Here is a 22,796-nt window from a genome sequence, read left to right on the forward strand (position 1 = left end):
CTACCGCGCCTTCGCTGCGGCTTCAAACGCCGCGTAAATCTGCTCTCCGACAGCCTTGGCGACCGGAGGGGGGAACGCGTTCCCCACCTGGCGGTACGCCGCCGTCTTACGGCCGGAGAACTTCCAGTCCACCGGGAATCCCTGGATGAGTGCAGCCTGGGTCACGGTGAGCTTCGGGCCTGCCGGAGCGAACAGATCGCGCTCGGCATCCTTCATCTCATGGGGCTCATTCGCGACACCAAGACCACACACACCAAGATCAGCCCATGCCCGCTTGGCCCTCGTCGGGCCGAGATCGGCTCCACCATGCTTCTTTGAGCCGCCGACGACTGTGGGGGCCACGCCCTCCAGCGCCTTCTCGTACCAGTTCTTGAACTTGTCGTCAGCCCGAGAGTCACCGGCAACGGCGTCGTACCGCTCCCTCATCGAGTCGTGCAGCGCCTGGCCCACGGTGACAAGTCCGCTTGCCTGCGGCTTCGAGTGCTCGAAGTACTTGGCGTACTGCGGCTTCATCGCAACGAGGATGGCCCGAGGCCTCAGCTGCGGGACGCCGTAGTTCTTGGCCTCCAGGATGTCCCAGTAGCACTCCTCGTACCCCATCGACTCCAGACGCTTGATGATGTCCTGCCGGTACTCGGCGAACTTCGGATCAAGCAGCCCACGCACGTTCTCGATCATCACAGCCTTGGGCTCAAGGTGATCGACGAGATCAAGCATGGTCGGGAAGAGATCGCGCTCATCGTCGCGCCCCAACTGCTTGCCCGCTGCCGAGAAGGGCGGGCAGGGCACTCCTCCGGCCAGAAGATCAAGCTCCCCAGACTCAAGCCCCAGAGTGGAAGGGTCGAACTCCCTCAGGTCAGCTTGGATGACCTTGCAGCCAGCCCACTCGGAGTGTTTCTCCGTGTTATCCCTGAGCGTCTGGCAGGCGTCCTTGTCGATCTCAATCAAGGCGGCATGCTTGAAGCCGGCGTTATGCAGACCGACGGCTTGGCCTCCAGCCCCGGCGCAGATCTCCACCGAGGTGTACTTGAGTGCGTTCGTGCGGGTCATGCCCCCTCCTTACAGTCGTGCAGCGGCAGACACATATTGCAATCCACCATCACTGAGGGTGACAGACCCCACTGACAACGAGACCAGACACAGTGTGCAACACGCCCCGCGGTTCGCTGAACGCACCCTCCGTAGCGCCGAACACTCATACGATATTGCTCATGCGGAGCCCTGCGTGGACTGAGGATGAACTGGTGCTGGCCGGAGCGCTCGTCGTGAAGAACGGCTGGCGTGAGCTGCGGACCGACGACCGGGAGGTACAGGAGCTGTCCGAGCTGCTCCGTTCGCTGCCGCTTCACGGCCCAGAAGCTCATGCCATTCCCGGCTTCCGGTCTCCGGACAGCGTGAGCCGCAAGACCACGGACTTCGCGACGAACCATGACCTCTACGAGGGCAAGCGCACCCGTGGCGGGGAGCCAACCCGCCTGATGATCAAAGCGTTCACGGAGCGCGAGGGGGAAATGCTTCAAGCCGCTCAGGCAATCGAGGACGGCATCGGCTCCGGGGAACTCCAGCTTCTCCCCGAGCATCCCGACGAGATCGGCGACGACGGAGCCATCGCCGTCGAGGGACGACTTCTCGTCCGGAAGGCTCTCGCCCGCGAGCGCGACCCCAAGCTCCGCAAGCTGAAGATCCAGCAGGTTCGCCGGCGTGGGCAGCCCCTTCGGTGCGAGGTCTGCGACTTCGACTTCGGCCTTGCCTACGGCAGCCTCGGCGACGGTTACATCGAAGTGCACCACGTCACCCCCCTCCACATCTCCGGAACCCGGGAGACCAAGCTCAACGATCTCGCGTGCCTGTGCGCCAACTGCCACCGCATGTGCCACAGGAGCCGTCCCGGAGAATCCTGGCGTACACCGGACGACCTGCGGGACGAGATACGGAAGTCCGGCGAGCCCGGACCGCACTAGGCTGCGTCCGCTTCAGCCTCGTAGTGCATCTGCGCACGATCGAGGATGTCGTCCGGGTCCTGGCCGCGAGCGGCGGTCCAGTGCAGCAGGTCAGCGATCAGCTCAACAGCGGATGTCTCCAGGCCCGCCGACTTCTTTGCGCCCCGCAGGACGGTCCCGCCGCTGACGCCTTGATAGCCCTCCAGAACCTCAACGGCCCGTTCGATGCGCCGACATGAACCGTCTCGGTCGAGCAGGATCTCGCACCAGACGGCTTTACCTGCGGCCATCAGCACCGTCCCCCAGTCCGCGGCTAGACCTCCAAGTAGGTGCAGGCCACGACCGCACTCCTCATGGCAGCCTTCAGCCTTGAGCAACGGGACGGCCCGGCTCTTGTCGTGGACTTCTACGCGCAGCCGCTCACTCCGCCATTCAAGGATCAACGTCGCCGCCACGCCCTCGCCAACGTGCTTGATGACGTTCGTGGCCAACTCCGTGACGAGCAAAGCCACTTCGTCGGCAGCGACGGGCATCCCCCACTGACCGAGCTGAGCCACAGCGGCTCTCCGAAGCAGGCGGACTTCCGCCGGCGCTGCCTCAAAAGGCAGAACACAGCGGGGTCGAGGTTCGGTGACTTCGCATCCGAGCATGGAGACTCCTCCCTCCCAAGCCACGCACATGCTGCGCCTGCCGTATCCGTACGACTGCACTGCGTAGCGGTCTGTGAGCGAGCATGACACAGAGAACTCTCACTGTGTAACTTCTCACTAGAACCCATCGAGTGAATCTGGTAGTGAACCGGCTTTCACATTGCCTAGCCTGAGCAGGTCTCCGGGCCGGCGCTCGGGCCAGTTCAAAGGAGCCTCATGTCAGCACGCACCACGACACGACGCCGCCAACTCGGCGCGATGATGCGCAAGTTGCGCGCCCGCAAGGGCCTCACCCTTGAGGAGGCCGGGCAGCTCGTGGGTGTGTCCAAGGCGACGGTGAGCCGGTACGAAACTCAAGCCGGACCGGTCAAGTGGATCGTGGTCGATGCACTGTGCCGGGAGTACGGGGCAACTGAGCCCGAGCGAAAGGCAGTTGTCGACCTCGCCAAAGACGCCAAGCAGCAGGGCTGGTGGAGTTCCTTCGCCGACTCCATCCCAGAGAGCATGAACCTGCTGCTCACCCTTGAGGACGAGGCCGTACGGGAGGACCACTTCTCGTGCGTCTACGTGCCAGGCCTCCTCCAGACTCGCGCCTACAGCACGGCTCTCCAGAAGGCCAACGAGGTACCCCTGGAGCCGACAGAGATCGAACGGCTCGTGGACATCCGCATGAAGCGGCAGGCGATCCTCAAGCGTCCGAAGCCCCCACGCTTGTGGGCGATCCTGGACGAGTCCGTGATCCGCCGAGTCGTCGGATCACCGGAGACCATGAAGGAGCAGCTCGACCGTCTGCTCGAAGCGAACGAGTCCCCTCACGTCACACTTCAGATACTGCCTTTCTCCAAGGGAGCCCACTCCGCAGCCCTGGGCAGCTTCGTGATCATCGGCGGCGCCGAACCGGCTCTCGACGTCGTGTACGTCGACTTCCATACGGGCTCCCTCTTCCTGGAGAAAGACGAGGAACTCGACCGATACAGACTTGCGTTCGAGTACCTCCGCGCACAAGCGTTGGACATGGAGGCCTCCTCCGCCGTGATCCATCGTGCCCGCAAGGAGCTGTAGATGCCCGTCGGCCCTCACTCAGTCCCCGAACCCATTTGGTTCAAGTCGTCGTACAGCGGCGGCAACACGACCGAGTGCGTAGAGGCCGCCTTCGCCCCATCCAGAGTGCTGATACGAGACTCCAAGCAGCGCGAGCACCAGCACCTCACGGTATCCATGACGGCATGGGCCGACTTTCTAGCTGACACACGCCGTATGCAGTAGGCGCGATCGCGAGCTTTTGATACTCGTCCGGGCTCTGGGCCGCCCAACTTGGCCAACCTGCCGAACGACATTCCGCGATGCGTCAGGTCTCGACCGAGCAGCAGGGAAGCCCTGTTCACTGACGGATGCCCTGCACGCCAGGGACTCCCTGCCATCGGCGCAGGCGACGTATCAGAAGACACGACCCTCCAGGAGGGTCCGTTGTCAGACCTTGGCGGTATGGTGCCCAACCCACAATCGGATCAGCTAGTTCCGGAGGTTTTCGCCAGGCGAACTCCCGGCAAATCGCCCCATACAGACCCGGTCGAATGTGCAGTGCCTCACCCTTTCTGATGTGAAGTGCATCACTGACCAACCGGAAAACTAGTTCCGACCTGGGGTGTTACCGGAATCCAAGACTCGAACCGATCGGATCAATATTCGGCTTGCTGTCGCACAACTGCCTTCACAGCAGGCAAGATAGGGACACCGCCGCGGGCGAATGTGATGGGCGTCACACATTGCCCCATTCACTTGCGTACGCGGCAGTAACCGCATTCGGACATACGGAAGGCCCCACCCGGTCGCCGGCCAAGCTCGGGGTGAGGCCTTCCTCAGCACGCCGTCTGCAGCGCGGCCCCGACCGTTAGGTCGGGGCTTCCCGCGTTACACGGGCCAGTGATCCCGCACGATCTTGTAGATCATGTAGACCGGCCCGAGCCAGCGGACGATCCGGTGCGACCGGTCCCGCCTGCTGCAGCAACGACAGTGCCCCTCTGGCGGATCTTGCGGTGCCATCGGGATCTATCACCCCATTTCGTGGGGCCTGCGAGTTTCACAGGTCCCCGCAGAGGGCCCACAACCTTTCGTGGACTCCCCGGGGAGACACGACTGTGCGTGAACCTCTGAGGTGACAGATTGCCGGAACCATACCCGAGGCCGCAGAACCCGTGTTCTCGTCAACCTCCGCCCCATACGAGGAAGTCGGGCACCGCGTGCCATGGCGGCCGCCCCCACAAGGCACTCAGGTACTGATCACGACCTCCCCAACCCTTCTAGCTGGGGTGACGTCTGACGGTACGTCTGGTGCTAGGTGCCAGTTCCCGCAGGTCTGGTGCGCAACGTCACACAGGAAGCACGCGCGTGCGGTAAACGCGCGCCCCACCCAGGCGTCTTACCCAGGCCTGGTGCCGTCATTTCAAGGATCGAGCGAGGATGTCCGAGCCCGCCGCCATGAACCCCACATGTCTCCCTGGTCGGCGCACTGACGACAACTCACGCGGTGTTCACACCGCTCGTCCCGCCTTCCCAGTACTTCACGTCGAAGAACTCCATGAGTTCCATGCAGATGCTGACAACGCCGCACAGTCCGCAGGGGAGTTCCTGATCCGCCTTCTCCAACGAGCCGTACCCGCCCGGCCTCGGCACGTGTCCCGGTGCTCATCGAGACAAGTCTCGGCACGCTCGTCGAGTTGACGTACGACATCTCCGATGAGGAATCCGGGCCCCACCTCTGCCTCGCACGTCCTGCGGAACATGGCCGCCATATGTCCTGGCCACCGGCGCTCCCGAAGCCCCGGTCAGGAAGCCGCCACCTCCAGCTGCTGACTGACCAAAGGCCAAGAGACCGGAAGACAACCCATCCCGCTCCAGAACCCGTACCACCCCGAACCCCTCGGCCGAGGCCGAGAGCAGCCAAGGGGCCGGAGATCGACTCAATGCCCCGGCGCGTGACACCGCCCGCCCCACAAGCGGTCGGGACGATGCCGTGCTCCAGAAGAAGTGTCGCCATACGAACCTCGTCCAGGACTGCCGGAGAGGCCGAGCCGCAATAGCGACCGTTTTCCCGGCAGGTGGGGCAGACGACCTTGACGGTCTCGGGGCCATGGTCGGGGCGGCGGAGGCGCATTCGCGTCTTCGGTTCGCCGCTGCTGTTGCGGACTAGGTGGAAATCGACGTGTGAGTGAACCGGAACCGGACCCGGCTGCACAACTACCCCCCGTTGATGTGGTCCGGGGGAGCATGGCAGCAAGCAGACCCGGCAACAGGACTCAGCGCCTGCGGTTCGGGCTCCACTCGTACGTCATCGGTGCCGTCTCGATGACCTCGCTGGGCCAGGTCTTCCTCACCTGTTCCAGGCGCTCCTGGTGCTCATTGGCCCAGTCGCCTTCCGGGCGGATGCCGAGCAACGTAGTGAGGCGGTCCGGGTCTTCGAGCGCGATCCGTAGGCGGCCGTCCTCGTTCATGTGGAGGGTGAGGCTCAGGCCTCGGTCCCCTCCGAGAGTGGCCTGTCGGCCTGGGGCGAGGTCGGACAGGGCTTGTTGCCAGTCGTCGAGGTCCTCTTGGAAGAGGTACACATCCAGCCTGGCGTCGACGTCGCTCGCGGATACCAGCACCTCGGCGTACAGAATGTCGTGGCCGGTCAGTACGCCCGGCTCGGAGCGTCCGGTGACGCGCACGACGCAGCTGGTTCCGTCCGCGTCCTTCAAGTGGATCAGGTCCACCGGATCAGGTTCCGCCATGGCGACACTCACCCTCGTCTCGGTCGTCTCGTTTCATCTCGTACATCTCGTTCATCTCGTCGAAGTCGATCGTGCGCAGCCGTGCACAGCACGCACCGGCCTATGATCCGTACGCCCGGCCCCACCCGGAAGGCCCCCCATGCCCGCCCCCACCCTCCTCGCCGTCTTCGCCCACCCCGACGACGAGTCCCTCTCCGCCGGCGGCACCCTCGCCCGGCACGCAACCTCCGGTGCTCGCACCGCAGTTGTCACCGCCACCTGGGGCGCGGCCACCCACCGCGCCGCCGAACTCGCCGAAGCCCTCCGCGTCCTCGGTGCCGGCGCGCCCCGGATGCTCGGCTACGCCGACTCCCGGGTCCCGGAGTCCGCCCCGGGCGAGCCACGTCTCCTTGATGCGCCGCTCGATGAAGCGGTGGGGCGACTGGTCGCGCACATTCGGGAGTTCCGGCCGGAGATCATGGTCACCCATGATGCGTACGGTGGGCTGACCGGGCACGAGGATCATGTGCACACGCACCGCGTGACCCTGCTCGCCGTCCACGCGGCCGGACTTGAGCGGCTCTATCCGGGCGCCGGTGCGCCCTGGCAGGCGGGCGCTCTGTACCTGGCCACGCATCCTCACTCGGCCACAGCCGTGTGGGGCGGGCATCTGGCCCCCGCCGGCAAGGCCATGCTCACCGTGCCGGACGAGGCGGTCACCGCGACCGTCGACGTCAGTCCGTGGCTGGAGCAGAAGGTCGCCGCCGTGCTGGCCCACCGTAGCGAGGTGGCGCGGGGAGCCGCCCCTGGGCTGATCGCCGGGCTCTCCGTCGCCGAACGGGAACTGCTGCTCTCCACCGAGTGGTACGTCCGCCACGGCCTGGGCCCCGTCTCCACGGTGACAGGGCAGACAGAACTCGTGCTCTGAGCGCGGGAGTCACTCATCGCTCACGTCTTCCCGAGCTGGTCGTACCGCCCCAGAAAGCGCGGCGCGCCGTTCTCCACCCGGTGCAGGAAGAGGCCGTTGACCAGGTGGAACTGTTCGGTCGCCGTATCGAATGCGATGGTCTTGGCGAGGCCCTTGTAGCTGGACGCGCGGAGTCTCCGTACCATCGCTCCCCGCTCGACCTCGACAGCGCCGAGTCCGCCCAGGCCCTGAGCGACGAAGAGCAGGGCGTCGTACGCTTCCACCGCGAAGCGGTCTACGGTGCGCACCCCGAAGCGTTTCCGGTACGCCGTCACGAAGCGGGTGGCGGCAGGGAGTTCGGCCGGGTCTACGTAGGTCGCGCTGATCAGCCAGCCCTCGGCCGCGGTGCCCGCCTCCTTGAGGAACGCGGACTGAAGGACCGGCTCCGGGGCCATGCGCGTGCCCTTGAATCCGGCCTGTGTCAACGCGCGGGCGCACAGGGCGGCCCGGTGCGGGGAGGTGCCGCCGTAGACCACCGCGTCCGCCCCGGCGGCGAGCACGGCGGCGGCGACCGGGTCGAAGTCCTCGCTGTCCGCGGGGACGACATGGGTGGTGGTCGTCGCGGCGGCGGGCGGGTACGTGGTCAGGGTCTTGACGATCTGCCAGCTGGTTCGGCTTGCCGCCCTGTCGTCTATCAGGGCGGTTCTCGTGCTCTTCTCGTTGTGGGTGAGGTAGTAGATGAAGGGCGTTGAGAGTGCGTTCTCGTCCGGTCTGAGCTGGAAGAACGCGCGAGTGCTGGCGTACGGGTCCAGGCCTGCGGAGACGGTCACCAGGGGCAGCAGGGCCTTGTCGTAGCGGGTGACGGATGCCTCGGTCGAGGTGTTGCCGGTCGGGCCGATGACGGCGTACACGTCGTCGTCCGCGATGAACTTCGCGGCGACCTCCGCAGACCGCTTCGCCTCCCCCGCGTCGTCCAGGACCTTCAGGGCCAGCTTGAAGGCGCGGCCACCGGAGGAACCGGAACTGCCGGAGCTGGAACGGGAGTTGAAGTCCTCCATCGCCAGCCGTACGCCCCGCTCCTGTGCCCGGCCGATCGTCCCGTCCGGTCCCGACAGGTCCGCGTGCACTCCGATGACGTACACCGGCAGTGGTTGTGAGCCCGTTGTCCCGCTCCCGCCGCCCGTCGGCCTAGAGGCGGCCCAGGCCGCGAGGCCGCCGCCGGTCAGGGTCACCGCGGCGGCCGAGCCCAGGGTCAGCAGTCGGCGCCGGGAGGGGGAGGGCCGGTCCGACGACTGTACGAGGGTGGGCGGCACGGGGTCGGGGAGGGCCAGGACGGCGGCCGAGCGGCGGGCGATCAGGCGGGGCAGCGAGGGCGGCAGCCAGTCTCCTCCGACCCCGGCCTCCGCCTCTGTCGCGTCGGTCAGGGTGTCCCGTACCTCCCGTGCCGTGGGTCTGGCCCGCGGGTTCTTGGCGAGGCAGGCCGTCAGGAGCGGGACCAGGGACCGGGGCACCCTCTCCAGGTCCGGTTCCTCGTGGACCGTACGGAAGATGACGGCGGCCGGGGTGCCGGTGCCGAACGGGCGGCGGCCGGTCGCCGCGTACGCCAGGACGCAGCCCAGCGAGAAGATGTCGCTCGGCGGGCCCATGTCACCGGCCCGCGCCTGCGCCTGCTCGGGCGAGAGGTAGCCGGGCGAGCCGATCACCACGTCGGTCGCGGTCAGCGCGGTGGCCGTGTTGGAGCGGGCTATGCCGAAGTCGATCAGCCGGGGGCCGTCCAGGGCGAGGAGGACGTTGTGCGGTTTCACGTCCCGGTGCACCAGGCCCGCCGCGTGCACCTCGGTGAGCGCCTCGGCCAGCCGGGCGCCCAGAGCGCGTACCGTGCGGTCCGGCAGGGGCCCGTACAGCTCGACGGCCTCGGCCAGCGACGGGCCCGGTACGAAGGCGGTCGCCAGCCACGGTTCGTGGGCCTCCGGTTCCGCCGCCGTGACCGGGACCACCCACCGTCCGGTGAGCCCGCCCGCCGCCTCCGCCTCACGCCGGAACCGGGTCCGGAAGCCGGGGTCGGCCGCGTACTCGGCGCGGATCACCTTCAGCGCGACCAGCGCCCCGCCCGTCGAACGGGCCAGGTAGACCACGCCCATACCGCCCGCGCCGAGCCGGCCCAACAGCCGGTGGCCGCCGACGAAGGGCGGATCACCCGGCTTGAGCGCCTGCACTCCCACGCGGCCTTCGCCGCCGTCTTCGGCCGTACGTCCTTCCACACGGCCTGCCGCAGCACCTCCTGCCCGGCCTTCCGCGCCGTCTTCCGCCGTACGTCCATCCACACGGCCTGCCGCAGCGCCACCCGCTCGGCCTTCCGCACCGCCCACCGCGCGATCTTCCGCGTGGCCTGCCGCGCCGTCCCCCACCCGACCTTCGGCACCGCCTTCCGCGCGCCCTGCCGCGCCGTCCCCCACCCGGCCTGCCGCGCGGCCGTCCGCGTCGTCCCCCGCGTGGCCGTCCGGGTGCGTCCCGCCCACCGGTGCTACACCTCGGAGGGCGCGTCGCCGAGGAAGCGGAAGCGGCCGTTCTCGACCTGGTGGAGGAAGATGCCCCACCCGGCGAACGTGCCGTCGTCCGGTTCGAAGGAGAACTCCTTCGTGATGCCCTTGTAATGGCCCTTGCGCAGCAGGCTCACCAACTCCTGGCGGTTCGGCGGCTGTTCGGCCTTCGTGGTCTTCGTACTCCCCGTGCTCTTCGTGCTCTTCGTGGCCTTCAGCAGCTCCTGGATGACCAGGTTCACCGTGTCGTACGCCTCGGCGGCGTAGTGGCCGGGTGCGGCCCCGTACCGCTTGCGGAAGGCGGTGGTGAAGGATGCCGCTGCCGGTACGGCGGTGGGGTCGATGAAGGAGGACGTCATCAGCCATCCCTCGGCCGCGTCTCCGGCCAGGTCGAGGAACTCCTGGTCGATCACGGCCTGCGAGGCGATCCGTGGCTTGTCGAAGCCGGCGTTCGCCAGCTCCCGGGCCACCTGGGCCGCGCCCTGTGCGTAGCCGGCGTAGATGAAGGAGCCGATCCCGGCCCGCAGCATGTCGGCGACCACGGGCGCCAGGTCCTCCGTCCCCGCCGGGACCACCCGGGGGTAGGCGGGCCGGCCCAGCCGGCGCAGCATGATGACGCTGATCGAGGCGGTCTCCTGGGCGTACGTCTGTGCGGTCCGGTCCTGGAGCACACCGGGGCGCGCTGTCTCCTTCTGCCCCATGAGGTAGATGCCGATCGGGAGGGCGAGCGCCGAGTCGCTGGGCCGGCAGTGCACGAAGGACCGGTACTGCGCCGTCGACAGGAGCAGCCCGCCGGCCGAGACCGACAGCAGCGGCAGCAGGGCCTCGTCGTACGCGCCGAGGACCGCGGTGGCGGCCTCGTCGGTGGTCGGGCCGAGCACGGCGAGTACGTCGGCGTCCTGGATCAGCGTCTTGGCGGCGGCCGGTGCCCGCCCCGCGCTGCCGCCGTCGTCGACCGTCTTCAGGGTGAGTTCGAAGGGCTTGTTCTTACGGGCGTTGAACTGCTCGACCGCCAGCCGCGCGCCCTGCTCCTGCGCCCGGCCCGACGCCTTCTGCGCGCCGCTGAGATCCGCCTGCACCCCGATGGCCCAGCGGCGGGCCGCCGGTGCGGACGGGGTGTCCTCGTCGCGGAGGGCGGCCCAGGCCGCGGTCCCGCCCGCCGCCAGGAGCAGTGCCGCGCCGGAGGCCAGGAGCAGCCGGCGCCGGCCGGGCGACGCCGGCTCCGCGTCCGATGCCGCCTCGGCGACGGTCGGCTCGATGTCGGGAAGCGCCAGCATCTCGGCCGAGCGGTCCGCGATTCCCCGTACGACGTCGTCGGGCAGCCAGTCGGTCCGGCCGCCGTCGGGGACGGCGTCCTCGACCAGCAGCACCGTGCAGATCTGCTCGGCCGTCGGACGGTCCTCGGGGTCCTTCGCGAGGCACATGTGCAGCAGCGTCAGCAGTTCGCCGCCGTCCGTGTCGTCGTCGGACCCGATGCCGGCCAGGTCAGGTTCGTCATGGACCGTGCGGTAGAGCAGGGCGTCCACCGTGCCGGTGCCGAAGGGCGGGCGGCCGGTCGCCGCGTACGCGAGCAGACAGCCCAGCGAGAAGACGTCGCTCGGCGGGCCCACCTCCGCGCCGCGTGCCTCGGCCTGCTCGGGGGAGAGGAAGCCGGGCGTGCCGACGACCATGTCGGCGGAGGTGATCGCGGTCTCGTCGGTCACGCGGGCGATGCCGAAGTCGATCAGGCGCGGACCGTCCACGGCGAGCAGGACGTTGGCGGGCTTGACGTCACGGTGGACGAGCCCGGCCGCGTGCACCTCGCGGAGCGCCATGGCGAGCATCCGGCCCAGGATCCGCACGCTCCGGGCGGGCAGCGGACCATGCCGTACGACCGCCTCCCCGAGCGAGGGTCCGGGCACGAAGGCGGTGGCCAGCCAGGGCTCCGCCGCGTCCGGGTCGGCGCCGGTGACCGGGACCGCCCAGGGGCTGGTCACCCGGCGGGCCGCGTCGACCTCGCGGCGGAAGCGGGCGCGGAAGTCCGGCTCGTCGGCGTACTCGGCCTGGATGACCTTGACGGCGGACAGTGACCCGGCCTCCGTACGGCCGAGGTAGACCACGCCCATGCCGCCCGCGCCGAGGCGGGCGAGGAGCCGGTGGCCGCCGATCGAGGAGGGGTCGGTGGGAAGCAGACGCTCGCTCATTCGCCCGCCCCCAGTTCGGTCTCGACATCGGTCAGCATCTGGGTTATCGCCTGGCTCATGGCCGTACTGACCTCTGCCTCGGTCCTGCCCTTGGCGCCCCGGCCGGCGACGGCGACGGTGACCTGGCCCAGTCGGCTCTGGGTCCAGTAGTAGTAGTGGGGGCCGCCGAGTTCGTCGCTGTAGTACTGGCCGCCCTCCGAGAGCGTGTCCTCGGAGGTGAGGTTGCCCATCAGGCCGAACGCCGCGCCCTGGGAGAGCAGTCCGGTGATCCGCTCGCCCTGGCGGAGCTGCTGGTCGGGGCAGCGCAGTGCCTCTTCGAGGGTCTCGGCCATCTCCCAGCCGGCGTCCGTCACGGTCCGGTGCACGGTGACGACGGCGGAGACCCGGATCGGGCCCTTGCCGTCCTCTGCGGGCAGTTCGCTGTGGCGGGTGAGTGAGGCGAGCACCGTCGGGGGCAGCGAGTCACGCTGCCAGACGCAGTTCGCGTCGAGCACGGGCCAGTGGCCGGGGTCGGTCTCGTACGGGTCGCGCTTCACGAAGCCGGGACCCCATTTGACGGGCTCCGCCGTGACGGCGCGGGCCAGGCGTACGGCCTGTGCGCGGGTCTTCGGCAGGCGGGCGGGGTCGGGGTCGAAGGCGAAAGCTGTGGGGCTGGGGGTGGCACTCGGGTTCGCGGCGGCGGCGCTTTGGCCGGAGCTCGAAGTCGGGCTGGAGCGGGTGCCCGCGCCGGTGGTCGAGCCCTTGGCCCCGGCGGCCTTGCCCCCTCCCGAACCTGAACAGCCGGCCAGTAACAGGCCGGTGGCCATTAAGGCGCCGGAGCGCAGCAACACCGGCCTCCAGGACACCATCAACGCCCCCACTCCGCACCTGTGTTCCCCCGCGTGGAGCGTAGCGACTATGCCGCTGGCGCACTACGAAATGACCGCGTCCCGCTGATGAATTGCCCCCTCCTCTGCCCGCTCCTCTGCCAGCCTCTCTGCCCGCCGACGCCACCACGCGAGCCCGAACCCGACCCCGGCGATCAGCGCCGGCACGGCCAACTCCGTTGCCAGGGAGGCTACCCAGTCCGGGTTCAGCTGCCGCGTCATACCGCTGGTGAACCGGCAGGTCGCCTGCGGTGGCAGGAAGCTGTACTCCAGGGTCGTCGGCGGGTTGGTTCCCCAGTCCGCGCCAGCCGCGCAGGCCGACGACGGGCCCGCGAGCAGTTGCCAACCGGCGAGTGCGTAGAACATCAGGAACGCGGAGGCGGTCACGAAGAACGCCACGCCCGTGCGCCGCAGCTTCGCGGCCCTGGAGACCGGCTCCACGAACGGGCCGCCCAGCTCCGGCTCGAACCACTCCGCGATCAGGGCGGCGAACAGACACACGACCAGGATCAGCATGCCGATCCAGAGCAGCCCGCCGAGGACGAACCCTCCCCCGATGGACGTCACGTCCCCGTGCTCGAACTCGCAGATGGTGGCCGGGGGAAAGGCCCGGTACCGGATGTCCCCCAGCTTGCCCGGGCCCGTCACCAACCCCTGCGCGCACTGCTCGTCGAACTCCAGCATGCCGAACAGCGCCAGCGCCGAGCCGACGACCACCGCGCCGAACGAGATCCCGGCCGCGACCCACAGGCCGCCGGTCCGGTAGCCGCCGTACGTGCGCGTGTTTGACATTCGCGCACAGTAACCGAGCACCGGGCCGGCGGGTCGGGTGGTCAGGTGGTCAGAAGCCCCGGTGTACTCCGTCCGCATCCACGGCCGCCGCGAACTCCCAGAAGTCCATGTTCGCGATCGACAGGTTGTTCTCGATGCCCCACAGCTCGCTCGCCACGACCCGGAGGCAACGCCCGTACTCCTGCCGCAGATCCACGACGAGAAGGGGGAACTCCCGCGAGGCCAGGGCCGGTGCGTCCGCCAGGACGAGGATGGGGTGCTCGTAGGCGGCCGGGAGCGCGGCGAGCGCCTCCTCCGTCGTCAGTCCGGCGAACCGGTGGTCGGTGACGAGTTCGACGTACGGCAGGAAGCCGTCCTCGCTCGGTGTGGCGAGGGCCCGCCCCAGTGCCTCCCACGCGGCGTCGCTGGAGAAGTCGGTGCGCAGCACCAACGTGCCTGGAGTACAAGGCAGTTGATCGGTCATCCGCGCAGAGTACTGGCGTCGCGGAGGGGTGGAACACAGCACCCCGTCGCTACAGTGCGCCCATGAAGGCAGCGGTACGCAGTCGGTACGGTCCCCCGGACGTGGTCCGGATCGTCGAGACGGACAAGCCGTCGGTCGGTGAGCAGGACCTTCTCGTGAGGGTGCACGCCACGACCGTCAACCGGACCGACTGCGCCTATCGCGCCGCCCGGCCCTTCTTCATGCGCGCGCTCACGGGGCTCACCCGGCCGCGGGTCACCGTGCTCGGCACGGAGTACGCGGGGGTGGTGGAGGAGGTCGGGGGCGGCGTCGAGTCCTTCGCCGTCGGGGACCGCGTGTTCGGGTACAACGAGGGCGCGTTCGGCGCCCACGCCGAGTATCTGGCGGTGCCGCACGACGGGTCCGTGGCGACCATCCCCGCCGGCATGAGTTTCGAGGAGGCCGCTCCCGGTACCGAGGGCGCGCACTACGCGCTGGCGTTCGTCAGGAAGGCGGGCGTCGGGGCCGGGGGCGATGTGCTCGTGTACGGGGCGACCGGCGGTATCGGCTCGGCGGCGGTGCAGTTGCTGAAGCAGCGCGGGGTCGTCGTGACCGCGGTGTGCGACACGGCGCATCTGGAGCTGGTGAGGGGGCTCGGCGCGGACCGGGTCGTCGACCGCACCGCCCAGGACTTCACCCGGGACGAGCAGCGCTACGACGCGGTGCTCGACGCCGTCGGCAAGAGCACGTTCGGCCGGTGCAGGCGGCTGTTGAAGCCCGGCGGGGTGTATTCGTCCTCGGAGTTGGGCCCCTGGGGCCAGAACCTGCTGCTGCCGCTCGTCACACCGCTGTTCCGGGGGCGGAAGGTGGTGTTCCCCTTCCCCGTGGAGGGTCAGGAGATGGTGCGGTTCCTCCGGGAGCTGATGGCGGCCGGGGAGTTCAGGCCCGTCATCGACCGGCGATACCCGCTGGAGCGGATCGCCGACGCGTACCGGTACGTCGAGACCGGCCAGAAGATCGGGAACGTGGTCGTCACCGTCGTACCGCCGGACTGATCAGAGCCACGTGGTGCCAAGGCCCGCAGCCCCGGCGGCGGCGACCAGGAGGGCGATGTTGAGGCCGATCAGCCGGGCCTCGCCACGGGAGACGTGGACCGCGATGCCGCCGACCTGGATCAGGACGAGGCCGATGGCCGCGGCGACCGCGAGCCAGGGCGCGATCCCGGTCAGCGGCGGCAGGACCAGGCCGGCCGCGCCGAGAACCTCCAGGGTTCCGATGACCCTGACGAGCGGCATCGGGACGCGGTCGACCCACCCCATCATGGGCCGGAGTCGCTCCTGGCTCTGCAGGACCTTCTTGCCTCCGGCGTAGAGGTAGAACACCGCGAGCAGCGCGGCGACGACCCAGTAGGCGACGGTCAAAGTGGCTCCCTTGCACGGTGGTTGCCGGGCGCGGGCCGCCTCGGTTGCCTCATCATGGGTGAGCGTCGAAGGGCTTACAAAAGGCACACATGTGTGCCCTACGCACAGGGAGTTGTCGTCATGTCGCAGCACCGGCACACGTGTCTGATCCGCGGCGACGGCGGGCGCACGCTCCGCGCCGTGCTCGACCGGATCCGCAACAAGTGGACGCTGCTGATCGTGGCGACCCTCGATCAGGGCCGTCTGCGCTTCACCGATCTGCACCGCCAGATCCCCGGGATCTCGCAGCGGATGCTGACGCTGACCCTCCGGAACCTGGAACGCGACGGCCTGGTGTCCCGGACGACGTACGCGGAGGTCCCGCCTCGCGTCGAGTACGCGCTGACCCCCACCGGCCAGAGCCTCATCCCACCGGCGCTCGCCCTCGCCGGCTGGGCGACCGAGCACATCGCGGAGATAGAGGCGGCGGCGGCCGACGGACGCGAGGACGGCCATCCCGAGCCCGGCCGGCCCACCGGCCCCGTCACCGGATCAGCCAGGTGACCGGAGCCGGGCACGAGGCCGAGCCGGGCGCCCGCCGGGCCGCCGCCACCCCGCCGGACGAGGCACCCAGGATCACCGGTTAGCCTCGCCCCGTACGACATGACCGACCGCGCGGGAGGCAGGCCACCATGGCGAAGACGACGAAGGTTCCTACGGCGCTTGTGGCCGCCGGCGGGCTTGTCGGCGGGTACGGTGTCGCTCGCTGGAGCAGGAACCGGCAGCTGGGTGGGGCTGTGCTGGCCGTCGCCGGGACCGTCGCGGCTCAGCGGTGGCGGGAGCAGGCGGGGGTGGCTGCGGCGGGGGCGTTGACCGTCGCGTACGTCGGTGCGTTTGCGGGGTCGCACCCCTTGGCGAAGAAGGTGGGTGCTTGGCCGGCCGTGTTCGGGGTTGCGGGGGCTGTCGCGCTTGCGTCCTGGGTTGTCGCTGACCGGCGGTAGGGGTTGTTGGTCTGGTGCGGCGCCGTTGTGGCTGGTCGCGCAGTTCCCCGCGCCCCTAAAGGCAAGCCCCTACGGGGCTGCCTGGAACGTCCTTCTGTACGCCTGCGGGCTTGTTCCCACCACCCTCTTGAAGCGGTCTCGGAAGGCCGTCGGGGAGCCGAAACCCGTTTGGGTGGCGATGCGTTCGACCGGGTGGGTCGTCGTCTCCAGGAGGTGCTGGGCCCGCCGTACGCGTGCCCGGTGCAGCCACTGCAAGGGTGTCGTGCCGGTCTGTTCGCGGAAGCGGCGGTTCAGGGTACGGGTGCTCATGCCGGCCTGGGCCGCGATGTCGGCCAGTGTCAGGTCGTCCCGGTCCGCCTGCTCCTCCAGCCAGCGCAGCACCGGTTCCATCGTCGCGCCCGCCGGGGCCGGCGGCTGGGCCTGGACGATGAACTGGGCCTGGCCGCCCTCCCGTTCGAGGGGCATCACGCACATCCGGGCCGCCTGTGCGGCGACCGCCGAGCCGTGGTCGTTGCGGATCATGTGCAGGCACATGTCCATGGCCGCCGCCGCGCCCGCCGAGGTGAGGAACTGTCCGTTGTCGACGTACAGGACGTTCGGGTCGACGGTCACCTTCGGGTACATGGCCGCGAGATCCGCTGCGGCGATCCAGTGTGTGGTCGCGCGCAGCCCGTCCAGCAGGCCCGTCGCCGCGAAGAGGAACGCGCCGACGCAGATCGAGGCGATCCGTGTCCCGTTCGCCGCCGCCGTGCACAGCGCCTCCGCGACGCCCGGCGGCAGCGGCAGGGTCGGGTCGGCGGTGCCCGGCAGGATGATCGTGTCGGCGTCCGCGAGCGCGTCGAGCCCGTACGGGGCCCGGACCGTGAATGCCCCCGCGCTCACCTCGTCGGCGACTGAACAGACCCGTACGCGGTACGCCTCCCGGCCGTCCGGGAGTCGCGCCCAGCCGAAGGCGTCGATCGGTGCGGAGAGGTCGAACGGGATGACCCCTTCGAGGGCCAGTACGGCGACGGTGTGCATGGGGAGAGCGTAGAGGCCGGCTCTGGCGAGAATCCGTTGACCCCTGGCACAACCGCCACTTCTGCGCGCCCCTCCCCCGCGCCTAGCGTCACCCCGTGACCAAGTTTCTCCTCGCCGTCCATGTCCTTGCCGCGATCGTCGCTGTCGGTCCCGTCACCGTCGCGGCCAGCATGTTTCCGCCCAGCGCGCGGAAGGCGCTCGCGGCGCCCGATGATCCGCGGGCGCTGGAGACCGTACGGCTGTTGCATCGGATCTGCCGGGTGTACGCGGGGGTCGGCATCGCCGTGCCTGTGTTCGGGATCGCTACGGCGAGCAGTATGGGGGTGATGGGGGATACGTGGTTGATCGTGTCCATGGTGTTGACGGTGGCTGCGGCGATCGTGTTGGTCGTGCTGGTGCTGCCTCGGCAGGAGTCGCTTGTCGAGGGTGGGGCGGATCGGGCTGTGACCGTTCGACTCGGTATGTTCACCGGCATCTTCAACCTGCTGTGGGCGACGGTGACGGTGTTGATGATCGTGCGCCCGGGGTCCACTACAGGGGCGTAGGGCCGGTAGTACGTCGCCTGCGGGTTCGTCGTGGCTTGTCGCGCAGTTCCCCGCGCCCCTGGGGGATCACCTCAGGCCCCGTCGAGAACTCACTGTCGGGCCGCCGACACCAGACCCTCCATCGACTCCTCCTCCACCCTGAACGCCCGGCCCACTCCCGCTGCCACCAGCACGCCCGCCGCGATCACCAGGGTGAAGAAGGCCCAGGTCAGGGGCCAGGCGTTGGCGAAGCCGTCGGGTGGGCCGGGGTGGGTGCGCAGGGAGATGTACATGAGGGCCGCCGGGGGGACCGCCACCAACAGCAGGGGCCAGCCTCGGCTGTCGCGGTAGCCGAAGTAGGCGGCCAGGAGCAGGAGTACGACGCCCAGGGCGACCACCCCGACGCCCGTCACCGGGGTCGTCTCCTGGGTCGAGCCCGCGCTCTCGACGCGGTTGCGCAGGTCCCAGGGGACGCAGAGGACGTACGCCGCCGACGCGACGACGACGCCGAGTGCGCGCGTCAGCCAGCGCTCGGCCCAGGGACGCGCCCCCAGCGGCCGGAGCAGCTTCCCGGTAGTGCCAGTACCAGTCATCTCGGTCATACGTACGAGGGTTCCCTGCTCGGGAGCGGTCCGACAGAGTACGGATACTCAGGTGCACGTACCTAGTTGTCCCCCGCTCACACGCCTACCGCCCGCGAGAGCGTGTAGATGAGCAGGCCGGCCAGTGAGCCGACCACCGTGCCGTTGATCCGGATGAACTGCAGGTCGCGGCCGATGTGCGCCTCGATCTTCTTCGTCGTGTGCTCGGCGTCCCAGCCCGCGACCGTGTCCGTGATCAAGGAGGTGATCTCGCCCTGGTAGGTCGTCACGACGTACACCGCCGCGCCCTCGACCCAGCCGTCCACCTTGTTCTGCAGCCCGGAGTCGACCGACATCCGGGACCCCAGCGACAGCAGCGACGCCCGTACGCGCAGCCGCAGCTCGCTGCGCTCGTCCTCGGCCGCCGAGACGATCATCGAGCGTACGGCCGTCCAGGCGGACGCGATCAGGTCCTGGACCTCGCCGCGCCCGAGGACCTCGGTCTTCAGGCGCTCGACGCGCGCGCGGGTGTCCGTGTCGGACTGGAGGTCGGAGGCGAAGTCGTTGAGGAAGCGGTCGAGGGCGCCGCGCGCCGGGTGCGCGGGCGCGTCGCGCATCTCGGTGACGAAGCGGAGCAGCTCCTTGTAGACGCGCTCGCCGACCTTCTTGTCGACGAACTTGGGCGTCCAGCCGGGCGCGCCGCCCTGTACGGCGCCCATGACCTCCTCCTCGTGCAGGACGAGCCAGTCGTGGGCACGTACGCAGATCAGGTCGACCACTCTCCGGTGGCCGCCGTCCGCTACGACCTTCTCCAGCATCTTCCCTATGCCGGGCGCGATCTCCTGGGCGTCGGCCCGCCGGGTGATGGCCTCGCCGACGACCGCCTGGACGTCGGAGTCGCGGAGGACCGTGAGCGCGCCCCGCAGGGCGGCCGAGAGTTCGGCGGTGACGCGGTCCGCGTGTTCCGGCTCGGCGAGCCAGGCGCCCAGGCGGCTGCCGATGCCTACGGCCCGCAGCCGCTGCCGTACGACATCCTGGGAGAGGAAGTTCTCGCCGACGAACTCCCCGAGCGATACGCCGAGTTGGTCCTTCTTGGTGGGGATGATCGCGGTGTGCGGGATGGGCAGGCCTAGGGGGCGGCGGAAGAGGGCGGTGACCGCGAACCAGTCGGCCAGCGCGCCGACCATGCCGGCCTCGGCCGCCGCGGCGACATAGCCCGTCCAGGCACCGGCGCCCTGGTCGCCGGCCCACTTGGCGAGGACGTACACGACGGCGACGAGGAGCAGCAGCCCGACCGCCGTGAGCTTCATGCGGCGCACGCCGCGCATGCGCTCCTCGTCGGCGGAACCGAAGGAGGTCATGGCACGCCCCGGGACGGTACGGCCGCCCGTACCGCCCCTACCGTCCACACCGTCCCCGGTTTCAGTTCTGGTCCGTTCCACTCGCTCCACCGTTCAGTGATCCTTCCCAGTGATCCCTCACACATTGTCCCTTCTTGACCTACTCCCGGAACGGAACAGGAGTTCCCCGCGTATATCCGGAAGGAGTCCGACCGCAGGATTGGGCGGGCTCGCACAGGCCCATCCCGCATCATGGGCTCAGCCCACCGGAGCCCCACGCTCCCCGCCGTACGAGGAGTCACGCATCCCATGACCAGGCGCCACGGTTATGGCCTGCTCGCCGCGATGGTCACGCTCGTCGTGGCCGTTTCCGCCGCCATCTACGTCGGGGCGACCCTCGACGACGGCAGCCGGCACACGAAGGCCGTCAGCCGCGCCCGCGGCGACTCGGGCAACGCCGTCGCCCCCGCGTCCACCGGCGCCTGGGTCGGCACCTGGGCCGCGTCCCCGGTCGACGGCGAACCGGGCACCCAGGCGAAGGGCCTGGCCGGCCGCTCCCTGCGCAACGTCGTGCACACGGCGGCGGGCGGTACGAGTGCCCGCGTCACGCTCTCCAACCTGTACGGCAAGCAACCACTGACGATCGCGCACGCCTCGATAGCCGTCGCCGCCGCCGAGAACAGCGCGGCGGCCGACGCCGCGACGATGCGCCGGCTGACCTTCGGTGGCAGTCCCTCGGTGACGATCCCGGCCGGACGGCAGATCGTCTCGGACGCTGTACGGGTGAGCGTCCCGCGCGACACGGACCTCCTGGTGACGACGTACTCGGCGGTCCCGTCCGGCCCGGTCACCTATCACCCGCGCGCCCGGCAGATCTCGTACGCGGCGGTGGGCGATCGCACGGAGGACCCGACGAGCACGGCGTACACGGAACAGATCGAGGCCTGGCGGTACGTCACCGCGGTGGACGTCCTCAGCAACCAGGCCAACGGGACGGTCGTCGTCCTCGGCGACTCGCTCACCGCGGGCAGCACGTCCAGCGTGGGCACGAACAGCCGGTGGCCGGACGTCCTGGCCGACCGCCTCCACGCGGCGGCGGAGTCGGGCGCGGACGTGCCCCGCTACAGCGTCGTCAACCAGGGCATCGGCGGGAACCGGGTCCTGCGGCACGGGGGTGTCGGCACGCCCGCGCCGAACGCCAGCGGGCTGAACCGGTTCGGGCGGGACGTCCTCGGCCGTACGAACGTCAAGGTCGTCGTCATCGACCTGGGCGTCAACGACATCCTGCGCGCCCGCGACCCGAGGACCCTGAGCGCGTCCTCGATCGTGGCGGGGCTGCGCGAACTGGTGGCCGAGGCGCATGGGCGGGGCCTGAAGGTGGTGGGCGCGACGCTGATGCCGTTCGGCGGCTTCCACGGCTACTCGGCGACCACGGAGTCCCTGCGCCAGTCCGTGAACGCGGAGATCCGCTCGGGGCGGGTGTTCGACGAGTACGCCGACTTCGACAAGGCCCTCCGCGACCCGTACGACCCGCGCCGCTTCCGCCCGGAGTACGACTCCGGGGACCACTTGCATCCGAGCGACCGGGGTTATGCGCGGATGGGCGAGGTGTTCGACCTGGAGGACTTGAAGGGGGCGGCACCGGCGAAGCTGTGAGGGAGGGTGCGGGGCGGGTTCGGGTGCGGGTGCGGTGCGTGGGTGCTGGTCGCGCAGTTCCTCGCGCCCCTAAATGCCCGTCCCTCCCTAGTCGTCCGGGTGCGGGCCGGTGGGGGTTGCTCGCGCAGTTCCCCGCGCCCCTAAAAGCCCGGCCGTCCCGATCCGCCCGGGTGCGGGCCGGTGGGGGCTGGGCGCGCAGTTCCCCGCGCCCCTAGGGGCGCCCCAGCCGGCCGGAGTTCGCAGCGGCGGGCCGCGCCGCCAGCTCGCGCGGCGGCTCCCGCTCGACCCGCCTAGCTGCGGGGATACGTGCCGTTTGGCGGCGCCCGTCAAACCCGCCCAGCTGCGGGCATGCGTGCCGCTAAGGGCGGCACGGGTGGGCGCAGCGGCACCCCGTTCAGCGCCGGGTTGCGCGACCCACCCCTGCCCAAGCAGCTCCCGGCTCAGTCCTCGTCACGCCTGTGCAGGTTGTGCGTGCCGTGGTGGGACCCTGAGCCGGAGTCACCCAGTTCGCCCCGGCCCTCCCGGCGTTCCAGTTTCTCCTGGCGGCGTTCCTCCCTCAGGCGTTGGCGTTCCGCCTTCGGGAGCTTTCGGGTCACTCCCACGCCGCCCCAGAAGGCGAACCCCTGGATGATCACGCGCGGGCCGCCGGGGTCGCCCAGGACACCTTCCTGGCCGTGGTCGAAGCCCCCCATGATGCCGACGCCCCGCACCACCACCTCGACGCCCGGCGGCACGATCACCCCCATGCCGCCCATGATCACCGCGCAGTTGACGACCACCTCACGGTCCGCGAAGTTCGCGTCCCGCAGATCGATCTCCCCACCGCCCCAGAACACGAACGTGTTGAACCGCCGGGGCATCGTCCAGCGCCCCCTGCGCTGGAACCCGCCCATGATCGCCACACCCCACCGCGAAGAACCCTCGCCCCCGACGATCCGGTCCGGCCAACTCCCGTCCCCCACCGGCCGCTTGACCATGCTCACCGCGGGGCCGCCGGGCAGGTCACGCGTGATCGGCGTCAACTCGCCGTACGTACGCGCCTGGTAGGTGGCATCGAGACGCTCCTCGAACTCCGCCATGTCCAGCCGCCCCTCCGCGAGGGCGTCCCTCAGTACCTCGGCGACTCGTTCACGATCGGCGTCGGAGGCGCGCAGCTCCGGAAGGTCGTCCGTCATGCAAGCAGCCTACGAGGTGTCCCGCCCCCGGCA

General features: G+C 69.6%; 23 protein-coding genes. 9 read left to right on the plus strand and 14 right to left on the minus strand.

Features of this window, described 5'->3' with window-relative positions:
* A complete protein-coding gene (locus tag ACFYXF_RS42605; RefSeq protein WP_389357990.1) occupies positions 1-1,050 on the minus strand; it encodes a DNA cytosine methyltransferase in 1,050 nt (349 codons plus the stop codon).
* Between the two features lie 161 nt (positions 1,051-1,211).
* Between ACFYXF_RS42605 and ACFYXF_RS42610 the strand changes: the two genes are divergently transcribed.
* Positions 1,212-1,961, plus strand: a complete 750-nt coding sequence (locus ACFYXF_RS42610) for an HNH endonuclease (RefSeq protein ID WP_389357992.1) — start codon at positions 1,212-1,214, stop codon at positions 1,959-1,961.
* Here ACFYXF_RS42610 and ACFYXF_RS42615 read toward each other — a convergent pair.
* Positions 1,958-2,620: an ATP-binding protein gene (locus ACFYXF_RS42615; protein WP_389358282.1), complete on the minus strand. Its 663-nt coding sequence runs from the start codon at positions 2,618-2,620 to the stop codon at positions 1,958-1,960. The two genes, ACFYXF_RS42610 and ACFYXF_RS42615, sit on opposite strands and share 4 nt — an antisense overlap.
* Positions 2,621-2,806: 186 nt before the next feature.
* Between ACFYXF_RS42615 and ACFYXF_RS42620 the strand changes: the two genes are divergently transcribed.
* Positions 2,807-3,652, plus strand: a complete 846-nt coding sequence (locus tag ACFYXF_RS42620; protein WP_389357994.1) for a helix-turn-helix domain-containing protein — start codon at positions 2,807-2,809, stop codon at positions 3,650-3,652.
* On the plus strand, positions 3,653-3,856 hold the full coding sequence (locus tag ACFYXF_RS42625) for a DUF397 domain-containing protein (RefSeq protein WP_389357996.1): 204 nt from the start codon (positions 3,653-3,655) through the stop codon (positions 3,854-3,856).
* Positions 3,857-5,110: 1,254 nt separating this feature from the next.
* Here the strand turns inward: ACFYXF_RS42625 and ACFYXF_RS42630 are convergent.
* Positions 5,111-5,263, minus strand: coding sequence for a hypothetical protein (locus tag ACFYXF_RS42630; RefSeq protein ID WP_389357998.1), 153 nt, complete (start codon positions 5,261-5,263; stop codon positions 5,111-5,113).
* Positions 5,264-5,886: 623 nt separating this feature from the next.
* The gene (locus ACFYXF_RS42635; RefSeq protein ID WP_389358000.1) at positions 5,887-6,357 is read right to left on the minus strand and encodes a DUF5959 family protein; all 471 of its coding nucleotides are present in this window, start codon (positions 6,355-6,357) and stop codon (positions 5,887-5,889) included.
* A 139-nt stretch (positions 6,358-6,496) separates the two neighbouring features.
* Here ACFYXF_RS42635 and ACFYXF_RS42640 point away from each other — a divergent pair, with 139 nt between their 5' ends.
* Complete coding sequence (locus ACFYXF_RS42640; RefSeq protein WP_389358002.1) at positions 6,497-7,264, plus strand: PIG-L deacetylase family protein; 768 nt, start codon at positions 6,497-6,499, stop codon at positions 7,262-7,264.
* Between the two features lie 20 nt (positions 7,265-7,284).
* Here the strand turns inward: ACFYXF_RS42640 and ACFYXF_RS42645 are convergent, their stop codons facing one another.
* From ACFYXF_RS42645 to ACFYXF_RS42665, 5 genes are all read right to left on the minus strand, one after another.
* Complete coding sequence (locus ACFYXF_RS42645) at positions 7,285-9,504, minus strand: bifunctional serine/threonine-protein kinase/ABC transporter substrate-binding protein (RefSeq protein ID WP_389358004.1); 2,220 nt, start codon at positions 9,502-9,504, stop codon at positions 7,285-7,287.
* Positions 9,505-9,767: 263 nt separating this feature from the next.
* Positions 9,768-11,966, minus strand: coding sequence for a bifunctional serine/threonine-protein kinase/ABC transporter substrate-binding protein (locus ACFYXF_RS42650; RefSeq protein WP_389358006.1), 2,199 nt, complete (start codon positions 11,964-11,966; stop codon positions 9,768-9,770).
* Positions 11,963-12,814 (minus strand): hypothetical protein, encoded by an 852-nt coding sequence (locus ACFYXF_RS42655; protein ID WP_389358008.1) that lies wholly within the window; start codon positions 12,812-12,814, stop codon positions 11,963-11,965. Before ACFYXF_RS42655 ends, ACFYXF_RS42650 begins: the two co-directional genes overlap by 4 nt.
* Positions 12,815-12,877: 63 nt before the next feature.
* Complete coding sequence (locus ACFYXF_RS42660; protein ID WP_389358010.1) at positions 12,878-13,624, minus strand: hypothetical protein; 747 nt, start codon at positions 13,622-13,624, stop codon at positions 12,878-12,880.
* A gap of 49 nt (positions 13,625-13,673) precedes the next feature.
* Positions 13,674-14,087, minus strand: a complete 414-nt coding sequence (locus tag ACFYXF_RS42665) for a DUF6924 domain-containing protein (RefSeq protein WP_389358012.1) — start codon at positions 14,085-14,087, stop codon at positions 13,674-13,676.
* A 62-nt stretch (positions 14,088-14,149) separates the two neighbouring features.
* Here ACFYXF_RS42665 and ACFYXF_RS42670 point away from each other — a divergent pair, with 62 nt between their 5' ends.
* On the plus strand, positions 14,150-15,121 hold the full coding sequence (locus ACFYXF_RS42670) for an NAD(P)-dependent alcohol dehydrogenase (RefSeq protein ID WP_389358014.1): 972 nt from the start codon (positions 14,150-14,152) through the stop codon (positions 15,119-15,121).
* Here ACFYXF_RS42670 and ACFYXF_RS42675 read toward each other — a convergent pair whose 3' ends face one another.
* The gene (locus ACFYXF_RS42675) at positions 15,122-15,487 is read right to left on the minus strand and encodes a DoxX family protein (RefSeq protein WP_389358016.1); all 366 of its coding nucleotides are present in this window, start codon (positions 15,485-15,487) and stop codon (positions 15,122-15,124) included.
* Positions 15,488-15,607: 120 nt separating this feature from the next.
* Between ACFYXF_RS42675 and ACFYXF_RS42680 the strand changes: the two genes are divergently transcribed.
* Entirely contained in the window at positions 15,608-16,030 is a 423-nt protein-coding gene (locus ACFYXF_RS42680) for a winged helix-turn-helix transcriptional regulator (RefSeq protein WP_389358018.1), read from the plus strand.
* 128 nt (positions 16,031-16,158) lie between these two features.
* Positions 16,159-16,467: a hypothetical protein gene (locus ACFYXF_RS42685; protein WP_389358020.1), complete on the plus strand. Its 309-nt coding sequence runs from the start codon at positions 16,159-16,161 to the stop codon at positions 16,465-16,467.
* Between the two features lie 69 nt (positions 16,468-16,536).
* Here ACFYXF_RS42685 and ACFYXF_RS42690 read toward each other — a convergent pair whose 3' ends face one another.
* Positions 16,537-17,487, minus strand: coding sequence for a GlxA family transcriptional regulator (locus tag ACFYXF_RS42690; protein ID WP_389358022.1), 951 nt, complete (start codon positions 17,485-17,487; stop codon positions 16,537-16,539).
* A 95-nt stretch (positions 17,488-17,582) separates the two neighbouring features.
* On the opposite strand from ACFYXF_RS42690, the gene ACFYXF_RS42695 reads away from it, so the two are divergent.
* Positions 17,583-18,032, plus strand: a complete 450-nt coding sequence (locus ACFYXF_RS42695) for a hypothetical protein (protein WP_389358024.1) — start codon at positions 17,583-17,585, stop codon at positions 18,030-18,032.
* 89 nt (positions 18,033-18,121) lie between these two features.
* On the opposite strand, the gene ACFYXF_RS42700 is transcribed toward ACFYXF_RS42695, so the two are convergent.
* Together ACFYXF_RS42700 and ACFYXF_RS42705 are read right to left on the minus strand one after the other, a co-directional pair.
* On the minus strand, positions 18,122-18,613 hold the full coding sequence (locus tag ACFYXF_RS42700) for a hypothetical protein (RefSeq protein ID WP_389358026.1): 492 nt from the start codon (positions 18,611-18,613) through the stop codon (positions 18,122-18,124).
* 77 nt (positions 18,614-18,690) lie between these two features.
* Complete coding sequence (locus tag ACFYXF_RS42705; RefSeq protein ID WP_389358028.1) at positions 18,691-19,953, minus strand: DUF445 domain-containing protein; 1,263 nt, start codon at positions 19,951-19,953, stop codon at positions 18,691-18,693.
* 288 nt (positions 19,954-20,241) lie between these two features.
* Here ACFYXF_RS42705 and ACFYXF_RS42710 point away from each other — a divergent pair, with 288 nt between their 5' ends.
* Positions 20,242-21,588 carry an SGNH/GDSL hydrolase family protein gene (locus ACFYXF_RS42710; RefSeq protein WP_389358030.1) on the plus strand — a complete coding sequence of 449 codons (1,347 nt, stop codon included), beginning with the start codon at positions 20,242-20,244 and terminating at the stop codon, positions 21,586-21,588.
* Positions 21,589-22,028: 440 nt separating this feature from the next.
* Here the strand turns inward: ACFYXF_RS42710 and ACFYXF_RS42715 are convergent, their stop codons facing one another.
* Complete coding sequence (locus tag ACFYXF_RS42715; protein ID WP_389358032.1) at positions 22,029-22,763, minus strand: DUF1707 domain-containing protein; 735 nt, start codon at positions 22,761-22,763, stop codon at positions 22,029-22,031.
* Positions 22,764-22,796 lie beyond the last annotated feature (33 nt).

This window comes from Streptomyces sp. NPDC002680 (assembly GCF_042889145.1).
GTDB classification, from domain to species: Bacteria; Actinomycetota; Actinomycetes; order Streptomycetales; family Streptomycetaceae; genus Streptomyces; species Streptomyces adonidis.

Excerpts from the sequence above, each read along its gene's own strand:
- ACFYXF_RS42605 (WP_389357990.1), bottom strand. The coding sequence starts at position 1,050 with ATGACCCGCACGAACGCACTCAAGTACACCTCGGTGGAGATCTGCGCC.
- ACFYXF_RS42610 (WP_389357992.1), top strand. The coding sequence starts at position 1,212 with ATGCGGAGCCCTGCGTGGACTGAGGATGAACTGGTGCTGGCCGGAGCG.
- ACFYXF_RS42615 (WP_389358282.1), bottom strand. The coding sequence starts at position 2,620 with ATGTGCGTGGCTTGGGAGGGAGGAGTCTCCATGCTCGGATGCGAAGTC.
- ACFYXF_RS42620 (WP_389357994.1), top strand. The coding sequence starts at position 2,807 with ATGTCAGCACGCACCACGACACGACGCCGCCAACTCGGCGCGATGATG.
- ACFYXF_RS42625 (WP_389357996.1), top strand. The coding sequence starts at position 3,653 with ATGCCCGTCGGCCCTCACTCAGTCCCCGAACCCATTTGGTTCAAGTCG.
- ACFYXF_RS42635 (WP_389358000.1), bottom strand. The coding sequence starts at position 6,357 with ATGGCGGAACCTGATCCGGTGGACCTGATCCACTTGAAGGACGCGGAC.
- ACFYXF_RS42640 (WP_389358002.1), top strand. The coding sequence starts at position 6,497 with ATGCCCGCCCCCACCCTCCTCGCCGTCTTCGCCCACCCCGACGACGAG.
- ACFYXF_RS42650 (WP_389358006.1), bottom strand. The coding sequence starts at position 11,966 with ATGAGCGAGCGTCTGCTTCCCACCGACCCCTCCTCGATCGGCGGCCAC.
- ACFYXF_RS42655 (WP_389358008.1), bottom strand. The coding sequence starts at position 12,814 with ATGGTGTCCTGGAGGCCGGTGTTGCTGCGCTCCGGCGCCTTAATGGCC.
- ACFYXF_RS42660 (WP_389358010.1), bottom strand. The coding sequence starts at position 13,624 with ATGTCAAACACGCGCACGTACGGCGGCTACCGGACCGGCGGCCTGTGG.
- ACFYXF_RS42665 (WP_389358012.1), bottom strand. The coding sequence starts at position 14,087 with ATGACCGATCAACTGCCTTGTACTCCAGGCACGTTGGTGCTGCGCACC.
- ACFYXF_RS42670 (WP_389358014.1), top strand. The coding sequence starts at position 14,150 with ATGAAGGCAGCGGTACGCAGTCGGTACGGTCCCCCGGACGTGGTCCGG.
- ACFYXF_RS42680 (WP_389358018.1), top strand. The coding sequence starts at position 15,608 with ATGTCGCAGCACCGGCACACGTGTCTGATCCGCGGCGACGGCGGGCGC.
- ACFYXF_RS42685 (WP_389358020.1), top strand. The coding sequence starts at position 16,159 with ATGGCGAAGACGACGAAGGTTCCTACGGCGCTTGTGGCCGCCGGCGGG.
- ACFYXF_RS42690 (WP_389358022.1), bottom strand. The coding sequence starts at position 17,487 with ATGCACACCGTCGCCGTACTGGCCCTCGAAGGGGTCATCCCGTTCGAC.
- ACFYXF_RS42700 (WP_389358026.1), bottom strand. The coding sequence starts at position 18,613 with ATGACCGAGATGACTGGTACTGGCACTACCGGGAAGCTGCTCCGGCCG.
- ACFYXF_RS42705 (WP_389358028.1), bottom strand. The coding sequence starts at position 19,953 with ATGACCTCCTTCGGTTCCGCCGACGAGGAGCGCATGCGCGGCGTGCGC.
- ACFYXF_RS42710 (WP_389358030.1), top strand. The coding sequence starts at position 20,242 with ATGACCAGGCGCCACGGTTATGGCCTGCTCGCCGCGATGGTCACGCTC.
- ACFYXF_RS42715 (WP_389358032.1), bottom strand. The coding sequence starts at position 22,763 with ATGACGGACGACCTTCCGGAGCTGCGCGCCTCCGACGCCGATCGTGAA.